Raw genomic sequence first — 12,548 nt, forward strand, 5'->3', positions numbered from 1 at the left:
GGGGGACGCCGGTCCGGGCAGCCGCTACCGGTCCCCCGGCTGCCCGAACTGCTGTGGCGGCAGGCCCTGTTGGGAAGGCGGCGCGGGCGGTACCGGGCGCGGGGCGGGCTCGGTGGGCTGGGACGGGGACACCTGCTGCGGGAAGGGCGGCGCCGCGGCCGGTACCGCCGCCGTGCCCCGTCGTCGTGCCACGAGCGTCCAGGCCGCCAGACCGGCCAGCAGCACCACACCCGCGCCGAGCCCGGCGTAGCCCAGTGTCCGCAGGCTGCCGCCGTCCGTCGCTTCCTGCACGGTCAGACCCTTGTCGGCCGTCTCACGGTCGTCGGGTGTGACGGTGAAGTCGCGGGTGGGCTCGGCGTATCCGGGCCCGGCGTGGGCCTTGCCCCGCACGTCCACCCGCAGGGTGAGGTCGGCGCCCCGGGGGAAGAACTGGGTGGTGTCGGGGTGGAGGGTGACCTCCAGGTAGTACCAGCCCGCGAACCGCATCGCCTGGACGGCGTCGCTGTAGTCGAAGCGGTTCCCGTAGTCGACCGGCGCGGTGAACATCTTGGCGGCGGCCGGTTTCCCGTCGTACGGGACAAAGGCGTCGTCGTCGACGGTGCCGCGTGCCGGGTTGTAGACGGTCAGGCCGAGCGCGTCCGAGACGTGCCCGGAGGCCGTGGCGGTGGAGTTGGGCAGTTCGGCGCTCAGGTTCAGCCGCTGGCCCCAGTCGACGGGCACCCGGTAGAAGCGGGTTTCGCCCGGCCTGATGCGGTCCCTCCACAGGCCCTGGCCGACGGATCCCGCGTCGTTGAACCCGGTGCCGCCCCGGGCCTTGCGCTTGCTGCCCGTGGTGAGCGGCGCCGGTGTCTCGGTGGGCCGGCTGCCCTCGGCGGGTTTCGCCGGGGTACTGCCCTTGAGGACGGGCTCGGCGATGCGGGTCAGCTCGATCGGCCAGGTATCGGGCCCGGACGTGGCCGAGCCCTCACGGCCGACGACGAGGTAGTACGGGCCGGCGCTCTGGCAGTCCGTACGGTCGCCGCCGATCCGGCGGGTGGCGTAGTCGCCGATGGGGTACGGCGCACCGCCGCCGTGGAAGGCCGCGTCGGCATCCCTGTCGCAGGTGGTGCCGCTGCTGTCCTGCACGCTGAGGGTCAGCTTGTCGCGGTGGTCCTCGACCTTGGTGCCGTGCGGCGGGGCGGCGACCACGGAGAAGTAGGCGTTGGTGCGGGCGTCCAGAGTGACCACGTAGTACTTCTGCTCGCCGCGCTTGAGAGCGTCGGTGTGCGGCCCCTTGCCGAACTCCTGGGCGTCCGCGGCGCTGGCGGTGCCCCGGATCGGGGTGGCGCCGTCGGCCGTCCGGTACGCGGGGAGGCCGTCGGCCGAGGCCACACCCACCGCTCCCGGCATGATGGTCACCACCGCCAGCGCCGTCAGTACGGCGAGCCCGCTGTGCGTCGTACGCCCCGTCACCACGATCCACCCCTCGTCGGATCCGCATTCCCACCGTCCGGCCGCGGCTTCCTGCGCGCGCGGAGGAAGGCCACCGCGAGCCCGGCGAGCAGCAGCACTCCCACGCCGATGGAGACGACCGGCAGCAGCGGACCGGAAGTCCATCCTCCACCGCGGGTGGGCCCGTTGTCCGCCGAGGCTGCGGAATCGTCCGGTGCGGTCTGCTGCACCGCGACCGAACCGGCCTGCGGACCGGACTTCGCCGTGCCCAGCACCGCGACCCGCAGCACCACACCGATCTGCGGATCGCGGGCGATCTCGGCGGCCTTGGCGCCCAGCGTCACCGCGATGTAGAAGTCGCCGTTGCTGTGCACCGGCGTCACATTGGGGTTCGTCTCGTAGCGGTTGGTCCAGGCGACCGGCACGGTCCCCATCTGGAGCAGGGCCGGACGGCCGGTGTACAGGGTCTGCGGGGTGAACTCACCGGTTCCGCTGCCCACCGGGGCGCGGTGGGGCGTGTAGACCTGGGTGCGCCCGAAGGAGAAGTGGCCGCCGTGGCCGCTGACCGTCGGCTCGTTGGCGAACTGCACGTCGTAGCGCAGCTGCTGGCCCCAGCCGACCGGCACCTTGTACCAGAGGGTCTGTGCGGGCAGCAGACGGTCCCGCCAGACGCCCTGACGCAGCGTGCGGGCATCGTTGAAGCCGGAGCCGCCTGTGACGTCCTGAGGGGCTCCTGTGGGCAGCGAGGCGCCCTTGCCACCCGCGCCGTACTCAGGCTCCGACTGGGCCGGTGTGACGCCCTTCTTCAGCGGATGTTCCACGTGAAACATCAGCTCCAGCGGCCAGCGTGCGGCGTCCGATCCCCTGGCCGCCTTCCGCTGGACGGCCAGCCAGTAGCGGCCGGCCTTGTCGCAGCCTCCGGTGCCGCTCTGGGACGGTATGCGGCTGACGCCGGAGGTGAGCGGGGTGGCTCCTTCGTGCTGGCCGAACAGTTCCGTGGTGGAGTCGCAGGAACTGCCGGTGCCGTACACGACCTTGGTGTTCAGGGCGTCGAGGGAGCCGACGGCGGCGCCGGGCTGCGGCACCACGGTCGCCGAGAAGTCGGCGGTGGAGGCGGCGTCGAGGTCCGTGGCGTAATACCGCGTCTCGTTGGGGCCGATGGTGTCGCGGTACTGCCCCGGGACGATGCCGGGCGCGCCCGTGCGGGTGGCCGTGCCGCGGACCTTGTCCCCCTTCAAACGGTAGCCGTCGGCGGAGAGTTGACCGGCCCTCTGGAGCTGACGGGTCAGCGACCCGGCGTCCGGCGCATCGTAGTAACGGCCGTTGCCCGCCTTGGCGATGCACTCCAGCTGTTCCCTGGCCTTGCCCGCGACCTGGAATCCGATCGTGTCGATCCGCAGGTTGGCACCGCTCTTGCCGAGCTGTGCCGCCACCTGACAGGGCGGCGGCGTACGGCAGTTGTCCTCGCCGTCGGAGATCAGCAGGATCGTCCGGCTGCCGTCGGATCCTGCGGCCGGCAGGTCCTTCGCGGCGCTGCGCAGGGACAGCCCGATGGGGGTGTCGCCCTTGGGTTCGACGGCGGCCACCGCCTTCTTGATGCCGGACCGGTCCAGCGCGGTGACCGGCTGGGCGAGGCGGGTGTCGGCACAGCCCTTGGGCCGGTCCGCTCCGTAGACCCGCAGTCCGGTGGGGTAGCCGTCGGGCAGGGCGTCCACGACCGCGCCAACGGCCTTGCGCGCGGCGGCGATTCGGGTGCTGCCGGATCCGTCGCCGCCGGCCATCGAGCCGGACGAGTCCAGCACCATCACCATTCCGGAACCGTCACCGGCCGGTGCCGCGGGTGCGGCGGGTGCGGCTGCGGCGGTCTGGAGCGGTGTCCCGCACAGGGCCAGCAGCAGCCCCCCGACCAGCGCCGCCGCCCTTCCTCGATGTCGTCGTGCCACGTTTCCCGTCCCCCTCGCGCACCGTACGGCAGGCCCGCCTACCTGGACTTTGCCAATGCAACTTAATAATGTGCTGTAGCAAATTCACGAGCGGGGTGTCACGTCCCTGCGACACCGCGCCGCCGGCTCCCCGCCCACGGCCCCCCACCCGTCCCGCGACGCACGAAACCCCGGCCGCCAACCGGCGACCGGGGTCCGTACGAAATGTGCTGTGCGTCTGGTCTCACACACCCGAACCTGCGGGCACGGAGTCGGTCGCCTCCGTCCACAGATCCTGCTCGGCGCGATCCGCCTGGATCTGGCGGTACACGAGGAGCCCGCCGATGGCGGCCAGTGCGACCAGGAGAAGCTTCTTCACCGCGCGACCTCGTCTTTCGTTGACGTAGGGGACCTATGTGGGCCGATGATACACACCGGTCGATACCGATCGGTTACCTAGTCCGCCGTTGGCGACGACCTGGCTCCGGCAGCGCGCGCAGCGCCAACTTCCGCCCCCTGCAAAAGCATCGGCCCGGCCGGAGAAATCTCCGGCCGGGCCGATGCTGCGGTGCGGCTACCAGGACTTGAACCTGGGGCCTCTTCCTTATCAGGGAAGCGCTCTAACCGTCTGAGCTATAGCCGCTCGTTCGCTGCACCGAAAGATTAGCGCACTTCAGAGGCGTTCCCAAAATCGGTTCGCGGGCCGCCTCCACGACCCGCTCCCCGACCCGTCATTCGTCCTCGGCGAGCGTCAGCTCCACCCCGCCGACGAAGCCCGCCGACAGGTTGTAGATGAACGATCCGAGGGTCGCCAGCGCCGTCGCGAGAACGACATCGATCACCGCGATGATCGTGGTGAACATCAGCACCCGCGGCAGCGAGAGGAACGACTCCAGGTCGAAGCCGCTGCCGTCGCTCGACCCCGTCGCCTGGCTGATCGTCCCGCCGACGGTGGTGAAGACACCCATCGCGTCCATCACCATCCACAGCACGGCGACCGCCACGATCGTGCAGACACCCAGCGCGATGGACAGCAGGAAGCTGACCTTCATCACGGACCACGGGTCGGCCCGCGCCACCCGCAGCCTGGCCTTGCGCGTCCGCGGCTCCGTACGGGCCCCGGTGCGGGGCAGCCGCACCGACGGGGCGCCGCCCGTGCCGCCGCCCGTGGCGTACGCCTGAGGCGGCTCGTAGGGCTGCTGCCGGCCCGGCTGCGGCGCGGGCTGCGGCTGTGACTGCGGGTACGGCTGGCGTGTATCGGTCACGGTTCCCCCCTGGTACGGGCCCTCTTCCCGGGGGCCGCCGGACGCGGCGGAGCCACGGGCGCTGTCTTCCGTCACGGTTGCGGGTCCGGATGACGAGCCTTTCCCGGCTCCCGATCCACCCGCCGCAGCGCCCGTGGCTCCACTCACGACCTACTCCTCGTGCTACTCCGCCGCGGGCTGCCCGCCCTCGGCCGCCGTCGGCTCGGTCCCCTCGGCGTCAGTGGTCTCATCGGGCCCCTCGACCCCATCGACCTCTTCGGCCTCGCGCCCGGCCTCGGCGTTCCGTGCGATGCCGACGACGGCATCACGCTTGCCCAGGTTGATCAGTTGGACGCCCATGGTGTCACGGCCGGTCTCCCTGACCTCGCTGACCCGCGTACGAATCACGCCACCGCCGAGGGTGATCGCCAGGATCTCATCGCTCTCCTCGACGACCAACGCCCCGACCAGCGAACCCCGGTCCTCCACGATCTTGGCCGCCTTGATGCCCAGACCGCCGCGGCCCTGGACGCGGTACTCGTCCACGGGGGTGCGCTTGGCGTACCCGCCGTCCGTCGCGGTGAAGACGAAGGTGTCGGCGCGCACCACATTCATCGAGAGCAGTTCGTCGTCCTCGCGGAAACTCATGCCCTTCACACCGGACGTCGCGCGGCCCATCGGGCGCAGCGCCTCGTCCGTGGCGGTGAAGCGGATCGACTGCGCCTTCTTGCTGATCAGCAGCAGGTCATCGGCGCCCGACACCAGCTCGGCACCGATCAGTTCGTCGTCCGTGCCGTCCTCCTGCTCGCGCAGGTTGATCGCGATCACGCCGCCGGACCGCGGCGAGTCGTAGTCCTTGAGCGGGGTCTTCTTGACCAGACCCGCCTTGGTGGCGAGCACCAGGTACGGGGCGGCGTCGTAGTCCCGGATCGCCAGGATCCGGGCGATCTGCTCGTCCGGCTGGAAGGCCAGCAGGTTGGCCACGTGCTGGCCGCGCGCGTCCCGTCCGGCGTCCGGCAGTTCGTACGCCTTGGCGCGGTAGACCCGGCCCTTGTTCGTGAAGAACAGCAGCCAGTGGTGGGTGGTCGAGACGAAGAAGTGGTCGACGATGTCGTCTTCCTTGAGCTTCGTGCCGCGGACGCCCTTGCCGCCGCGCTTCTGCGAGCGGTAGTCGTCGGTCTTCGTCCGCTTCACGTAGCCGCCGCGGGAGATCGTGACGACGATGTCCTCCTCGGCGATCAGGTCCTCGATGGACATGTCGCCCTCGAAGGGGACCAGCTTGCTGCGCCGGTCGTCGCCGAACTTGTCGACGATCGCGGCCAGTTCGTCGCTGATGATCTGCCGCTGCTTCTCCGGCGACGCGAGGATCGACTGGTACTCGTTGATCTTCTGCTGGAGTTCGTCGTGCTCGGCGGTGATCTTCTGGCGCTCCAGGGCGGCCAGCCGGCGCAGCTGCATCTCCAGGATCGCGTTCGCCTGGATCTCGTCGATGGACAGCAGGCCCATCAGGCCCTCGCGCGCCACATCGACCGTCTCGCTGCGCCGGATCAGCGCGATGACCTCGTCGATCGCGTCCAGCGCCTTGAGCAGACCGCGCAGGATGTGCGCCCGCTCCTCGGCCTTGCGCAGCCGGAAGCGGGTCCGCCGGACGATGACCTCGACCTGGTGGTTGACCCAGTTGCGGATGAACGCGTCCAGGGAGAGGGTGCGCGGCACCCCGTCCACCAGCGCGAGCATGTTGGCGCCGAAGTTCGTCTGGAGGTCGGTGTGCTTGTAGAGGTTGTTGAGGACGACCTTGGCGACCGCGTCCCGCTTGAGGACGATGACCAGCCGCTGGCCGGTGCGCGACGACGTCTCGTCGCGGACGTCCGCGATGCCGCCGATCTTGCCGTCCTTCACCAGGTCGGCGATCTTCTGCGCGAGGTTGTCCGGGTTGACCTGGTACGGCAGCTCCGTGACCACCAGGCACTGGCGGTTCTGGATCTCCTCGACCGCCACCACCGCACGCATCGTGATCGAGCCACGGCCGGTGCGGTACGCCTCCTCGATGCCCTTGCGGCCCACCACCAGCGCGCCGGTCGGGAAGTCGGGGCCCTTGATGCGCTCGATCAGCGCTTCCAGCAGATCCTCGTTGGACGCCTCGGGGTTCTCCAGCGCCCACTGGGCACCGGCGGCGACCTCGCGGAGGTTGTGCGGCGGGATGTTCGTGGCCATACCGACCGCGATACCGGCCGAGCCGTTGATCAGGAGGTTCGGGAAGCGCGCCGGCAGGACCGTCGGCTCCTGGTTACGGCCGTCGTAGTTGTCCTGGAAATCGACGGTTTCCTCGTCGATGTCCCGCAGCATCTCCATGGAGAGCTGCTTCATCTTGCACTCGGTGTACCGCATGGCCGCGGCCGGGTCGTTGCCCGGGGAACCGAAGTTGCCGTTGGAGTCCACCAGCGGCATCCGCATCGACCACGGCTGCGCCAGACGCACCAGGGCGTCGTAGATCGAGGAGTCGCCGTGCGGGTGGTACGTACCCATGACGTCACCGACGACGCGGGCGCACTTGTAGAAGCCCTTCTCGGGCCGGTAGCCGCCGTCGTACATCGCGTAGAGCACGCGGCGGTGCACCGGCTTGAGGCCGTCGCGGACATCGGGCAGCGCACGCGAGACGATGACGGACATCGCGTAGTCGAGGTAGGAGCGCTGCATCTCCGTTTCGAGCCCGACGGGCTCGACGCGCATACCCACGCCTTCAATGGCGGCGGGGGCGCCCTCGGCGGTCACGCCGTCCGGGATGATCGGGGGATTCTCGTCGGCCATGCTGGTTCAAAATCCTTTCGAGCTGCGGCTGTTGTACGGGCCGACAGGGCTCAGATGTCGAGGAAACGGACGTCCTTGGCGTTGCGCTGGATGAACGAGCGGCGCGCTTCGACGTCCTCGCCCATCAGCACCGAGAACAGGTCGTCCGCACGGGCCGCGTCGTCGAGCGAGACCTGGCCGAGCACCCGGTGGTCGGTGTCCATGGTCGTCACCCGCAGCTCCTCGGCGTTCATCTCGCCGAGACCCTTGAACCGCTGGACCGAGTCGTCCTTGATCCGCTTGCCGGCCTGCTTGCCCATCTGGATCAGCGCGTCGCGCTCCGGGTCGGAGTAGGCGTACTCGAAGTCGTCCCGGCCCCACTTGATCTTGTAGAGCGGCGGACGGGAGAGGTAGACGTGCCCGGCCTCGACCAGCGGTCGCATGAAGCGGAAGAGGAAGGTGAGCAGCAGGGTGTTGATGTGCTGGCCGTCGACGTCGGCGTCCGCCATCAAGATGATCTTGTGGTACCGGAGCTTCTCGATGTCGAAGTCCTCGTGGACCCCGGTGCCGAACGCCGAGATCAGCGCCTGGACCTCGTTGTTCTGGAGGATCTTGTCGACCCGCGCCTTCTCGACGTTGAGGATCTTGCCTCGGATCGGAAGGATCGCCTGGTACTCGGGGTTACGGCCGGACTTCGCCGAGCCGCCGGCCGAGTCACCCTCGACGATGAAGATCTCGCACTTCGTCGGGTCGTTGGACTGGCAGTCGCTGAGCTTGCCCGGCAGCGACGCCGTCTCCAGCAGCCCCTTGCGGCGGGTCAGATCGCGCGCCTTACGGGCGGCGACCCGGGCGGTGGCCGCCTGGATGCCCTTGCGGATGATGTCCGCGGCCTCGTTGGGGTTGCGGTCCAGCCAGTCGGTGAGGTGCTCGTAGACCACCTTCTGGACGAAGGTCTTCACCTCGGTGTTGCCCAGCTTGGTCTTGGTCTGACCCTCGAACTGCGGCTCGGCGAGCTTGACCGAGATGATCGCCGTCAGACCCTCGCGGATGTCCTCGCCCGTGAGGTTGTCGTCCTTCTCCCGCAGCAGCTTCTTGTCCCGCGCGTACCGGTTGATCAGGCCCGTCAGCGCGGCGCGGAAGCCCTCCTCGTGGGTACCGCCCTCATGGGTGTGGATGATGTTCGCGAAGCTGTAGACACCCTCGGTGTACTGGGTGTTCCACTGCATCGCGATCTCGACCGAGAGCATCCGCTCCTTGTCCTCGGCCTCCACGTCGATGACCGTCGGATGCACCAGCTCGCCCTTGCGCGAGTTCAGGTACGTCACGAAGTCGACGATGCCGCCCTCGTAGTGGTAGCGCACGGAGAGCGGCTTGCCCTCCTCGTCCACGTGATCGGGGCGCTCGTCCCGCAGCGCGATCGTCAGGCCCTTGTTGAGGAACGCCATCTCCTGGAAGCGCCGGGACAGCGTCTCGAAGCTGTAGACGGTCGTCTCGAAGATGTCGCCGTCGGCCCAGAACGTCACCGAGGTGCCGGTCTCGTCCGTCGCCTCCTGCTGGGCGAGCGGCGCGGTCGGCACACCGAGCTTGTACTCCTGCGTCCAGCGGTAGCCGTCCGTGCGGACCTCGACCGCCACCCGCTGCGACAGCGCGTTCACGACGGAGACACCCACGCCGTGCAGACCACCGGAGACCGCGTAGCCGCCGCCGCCGAACTTGCCGCCGGCGTGCAGCACCGTCATCACGACCTCGACGGCCGGCTTGTTCTCCGACGGCACGATGCCGACCGGGATACCGCGGCCGTTGTCGACGACGCGCACCCCGCCGTCGGGCAGGATCGTCACGTCGATGGTGTCCGCGTGCCCGGCCAGCGCCTCGTCGACGGAGTTGTCGACGACCTCCTGGACGAGGTGGTGCAGTCCACGCTCGCCCGTCGAGCCGATGTACATGCCGGGGCGCTTGCGTACCGCGTCCAGGCCCTCAAGGACGGTGATCGCGCTGGCGTCGTACGACGTCTCCGCCGAGGAGTCGCCCATGGCGCCGGCCGGAACCCCCTCTTCGGTAGAAGCCGTGTTGTTCTCGTTGAGGTCGCCGGAGTCGGCCACGAAGCGCCCTTTCTGGCACAGCACGAGCCCTTCCGCGCCTGTGGGGGAAACCCCTGACAAGACAGGCGGGAGCGGCTGCGTCGTTCGACATGTTCCGCAAGTGGGCGGGATTGCCACCAGTCTACCGGTAGCGCCGACACTCATGGGGGTTTGCAGGCACCTGAGTCGTCATGTGCCGCCCTGAACTCACGTCCGCCGACTCCCCATATCTGAGAAGGGGCCTCAGGACGCTCACACGGGCACTCAGCGCTTCGGGCTGTCAACCGGCCGCAACCGTGAGCGGGGTCTCATCAGCACCGCATCAGGACACCCCTCACCAGGGCTTCCGCACGGCTCAGCCGTACGTGTCCCCAGGACCCTGGCTGCCCGGCGCCCGCAGCGGTCCGTACCGTCGCGCGGGGCCGCCAGGACCCAGCACCTTGATCAGCTTGACGGTGCCCTGCCCCAGGTCCTGGTTGAGCCGTGCCACCAGCTGCGGCGCCAGTAGCCGCAGCTGCGTCGCCCACGCCGTGGAGTCGCACTGCACCGTCAGCACCCGGGCGTCCTCGTCGTACTTCTGCGGCTCGCAGTGCTGCGCCACCTCGGGCCCCACCAGCTGCGGCCACCGCCCCATCACGCCGCCGACCGCCGCCGGCGTCTCCCAGCCGCGCTCCGTGATCAACCGGTTGATGGCGGCACCGAGCGGCAGCGGATCCCGGCCGTCCGCCCGTGCGCCCGACCGCAGCCCGCCCCGCTTGGCCTGCTTCTTCTGCTGCGCGGCTGCGCCACGGGCCCGCGCCTGCTCCTTCGCCGCGACCAGCGCCTGCCGCGCCAGATCGATGCCGGACAGTTCGGGCGGCTTGGGCGGCTCCGGCTGCGAGGACGTCACGGCGCCAGCTTTTCCGCCGTGCCGTCGGACACCGCGAAGCGCGCACCGGCCAGCACACCCGGCACGTCATCGGCCACCGCCGCCGTCACCAGCACCTGCTCGCCGGGCGCCACCAGCTCCGCCAGCCGCTCCCGGCGCCGCGCGTCCAGCTCGGCGAAGACGTCGTCGAGCACCAGGACCGGCTCGCCCACCCGACGCTCGCCGCCGCCCTCCGGGGAAAGCCCCACGGCGTGCTCGCCCTCCGACCGCAGCAGGTCGTAGGAGGCCAGCCGCAGCGCCAGCGCGTACGACCAGGACTCGCCGTGGCTCGCGTACCCCTTCGCCGGCAGCTGACCGAGCTTCAGCAGCAGGTCGTCCCGATGCGGCCCGACCAGCGTCACCCCGCGCTCGATCTCGTTCTTCCGGGCGCCGCCCAGCGCCTCCAGGAGTACGCCGTACAGCTCCTGACGGGTCGACGCATCGGCCATCGCCTCGCCCGCCGAGCCGCGGTAGTCGAGCCCCACCGGGCCGCCGCCGGGCGCCAGTTGCTCGTACGCCTTGTCCACCAGCGGTTGCAGCGCGGCGATCAGATCGAGCCGCTGCGCCAGCAACTCGGCGCCCGCGCGGGCCAGATGCTGGTCCCACACGTCCAGCGTCGACAGATCCATCTGGCGCCCGCCGTGCCGCCGCGCCAGCGCCGCAGTCTTCAACAGGGTGTTGCGCTGCTTGAGCACCCGGTCGTAGTCCGAGCGCACCCCGGCCATCCGCGGCGAGCGGGCGGTGATCAGCTCGTCCAGGAACCTGCGGCGCTCGCCCGGATCGCCCTTGATCAGCGCCAGGTCCTCGGGCGCGAACAGCACCGTCCGGACGATCCCCAGCACGTCCCGCGGCCTGACCTGCGAGGACCTGTTGATCCTGGCGCGGTTGGCCTTGCCAGGGTTCAGTTCCAGCTCGACCAGCTGCTGCCGTTCGCCCTGGACGACGGCGGCGCGGATGATCGCGCGCTCGGCGCCCATCCGCACCAGCGGCGCGTCGGACGAGACGCGGTGGCTGCCGAGCGTGGCCAGATAGCCGACCGCCTCGACGAGGTTGGTCTTGCCCTGGCCGTTGGGGCCCACGAACGCCGTGACGCCCGGTTCGAGCGGGACCTCGACCCGGGCGTACGAGCGGAAGTCGGCGAGCGACAGATGCGATACGTGCATGGAGCTGCGCCGACCTCCCGCGGCTGCGGACCTGCTGACTACTTCTTGTTCTCCACCGCGTGGCCACCGAACTGGTTGCGCAGCGCGGCGATCATCTTCATCTGCGGGGAGTCGTCCTGGCGGGACGCGAACCGTGCGAACAGCGACGCGGTGATCGCGGGCAGCGGCACGGCGTTGTCGATCGCCGCCTCGACCGTCCAGCGGCCCTCACCGGAGTCGGCGGCGTACCCGCGCAGCTTCTCCAGGTGCTCGTCGTCGTCCAGGGCGTTGACCGCGAGGTCGAGCAGCCAGGAACGGATGACCGTGCCCTCCTGCCAGGAGCGGAAGATCTCCCGCACGTCGGTGACGGAGTCGACCTTCTCCAGCAGCTCCCAGCCCTCGGCGTACGCCTGCATCATGGCGTACTCGATGCCGTTGTGGACCATCTTCGCGAAGTGGCCGGCGCCGACCTTGCCGGCGTGCACCGAGCCGAAGTCACCCTCGGGCTTGAGCGCGTCGAAGATCGGCTGCACCTTGGCGACGTCATCGGCGGCGCCGCCGTACATCAGCGCGTAGCCGTTCTCCAGGCCCCAGACACCGCCGGAGACGCCGCAGTCGACGAAGCCGATGCCCTTGGCCTTCAGCTCCTCGGCGTGCTTCTCGTCGTCGGTCCAGCGGGAGTTGCCGCCGTCCACGACGATGTCGCCCGGCGAGAGCAGCTCGGACAGTTCGTCGACCGTCGCCTGGGTGGCGGCACCGGCCGGCACCATGACCCAGACCACCCGCGGACCCTTCAGCTTGCCCACAAGCTCTTCGAGGCTGTGGACATCCGCCAGGTCAGGGTTGCGGTCGTATCCGACGACGGTGTGGCCGGCGCGGCGGATGCGCTCGCGCATGTTGCCGCCCATCTTGCCGAGACCGACGAGACCGAGCTCCATCAGAGACCCTCTTTGCACGTAGTCGTTGCTTTTCGTACCTGCATCGAGCCTACGCCCGAAGGTGCGTGCACACCTGTGGGCTCAAGCGCTCATAAG

General features: G+C 69.8%; 9 protein-coding genes and 1 tRNA gene. All 10 read right to left on the reverse strand.

The genetic code is table 11. The features are described 5' to 3' along the window. Window positions 1-24: 24 nt before the first annotated feature. Window positions 25-1,455, reverse strand: a complete 1,431-nt coding sequence (locus ACIBK8_RS31435) for a hypothetical protein (RefSeq protein ID WP_399045618.1) — start codon at window positions 1,453-1,455, stop codon at window positions 25-27. Continuing rightward, the gene (locus ACIBK8_RS31440) at window positions 1,449-3,374 is read right to left on the reverse strand and encodes a VWA domain-containing protein (protein WP_399045620.1); all 1,926 of its coding nucleotides are present in this window, start codon (window positions 3,372-3,374) and stop codon (window positions 1,449-1,451) included. Before ACIBK8_RS31440 ends, ACIBK8_RS31435 begins: the two co-directional genes overlap by 7 nt. Window positions 3,375-3,597: 223 nt before the next feature. Continuing rightward, window positions 3,598-3,732 (reverse strand): DLW-39 family protein, encoded by a 135-nt coding sequence (locus ACIBK8_RS31445; protein ID WP_003958712.1) that lies wholly within the window; start codon window positions 3,730-3,732, stop codon window positions 3,598-3,600. Between the two features lie 190 nt (window positions 3,733-3,922). Then, a tRNA-Ile gene (locus ACIBK8_RS31450) sits at window positions 3,923-3,996 on the reverse strand. Between the two features lie 88 nt (window positions 3,997-4,084). Beyond that, on the reverse strand, window positions 4,085-4,765 hold the full coding sequence (locus ACIBK8_RS31455) for a DUF3566 domain-containing protein (protein WP_399045622.1): 681 nt from the start codon (window positions 4,763-4,765) through the stop codon (window positions 4,085-4,087). A gap of 15 nt (window positions 4,766-4,780) precedes the next feature. Next, entirely contained in the window at window positions 4,781-7,405 is a 2,625-nt protein-coding gene (gene gyrA / locus ACIBK8_RS31460) for a DNA gyrase subunit A (RefSeq protein ID WP_399045624.1), read from the reverse strand. Window positions 7,406-7,455: 50 nt separating this feature from the next. Continuing rightward, window positions 7,456-9,510: a DNA topoisomerase (ATP-hydrolyzing) subunit B gene (gyrB, locus tag ACIBK8_RS31465; RefSeq protein ID WP_393684371.1), complete on the reverse strand. Its 2,055-nt coding sequence runs from the start codon at window positions 9,508-9,510 to the stop codon at window positions 7,456-7,458. A 310-nt stretch (window positions 9,511-9,820) separates the two neighbouring features. Continuing rightward, window positions 9,821-10,354 carry a DUF721 domain-containing protein gene (locus ACIBK8_RS31470; protein WP_399045627.1) on the reverse strand — a complete coding sequence of 178 codons (534 nt, stop codon included), beginning with the start codon at window positions 10,352-10,354 and terminating at the stop codon, window positions 9,821-9,823. Further along, window positions 10,351-11,535 (reverse strand): DNA replication/repair protein RecF, encoded by a 1,185-nt coding sequence (recF, locus tag ACIBK8_RS31475; RefSeq protein ID WP_399045629.1) that lies wholly within the window; start codon window positions 11,533-11,535, stop codon window positions 10,351-10,353. The genes ACIBK8_RS31470 and recF overlap by 4 nt, the downstream gene beginning before the upstream one ends. A gap of 38 nt (window positions 11,536-11,573) precedes the next feature. Then, complete coding sequence (gnd, locus tag ACIBK8_RS31480) at window positions 11,574-12,452, reverse strand: phosphogluconate dehydrogenase (NAD(+)-dependent, decarboxylating) (protein ID WP_399045631.1); 879 nt, start codon at window positions 12,450-12,452, stop codon at window positions 11,574-11,576. Window positions 12,453-12,548 lie beyond the last annotated feature (96 nt).

This window comes from Streptomyces sp. NPDC050161, assembly GCF_044460025.1.
Lineage (GTDB): Bacteria > Actinomycetota > Actinomycetes > Streptomycetales > Streptomycetaceae > Streptomyces.

What these genes read in the sequence shown, in the direction of transcription:
- gnd (WP_399045631.1), bottom strand. Translation starts at nt 12,452, where the DNA reads ATGGAGCTCGGTCTCGTCGGTCTCGGCAAGATGGGCGGCAACATGCGC.
- recF (WP_399045629.1), bottom strand. Translation starts at nt 11,535, where the DNA reads ATGCACGTATCGCATCTGTCGCTCGCCGACTTCCGCTCGTACGCCCGG.
- gyrA (WP_399045624.1), bottom strand. Translation starts at nt 7,405, where the DNA reads ATGGCCGACGAGAATCCCCCGATCATCCCGGACGGCGTGACCGCCGAG.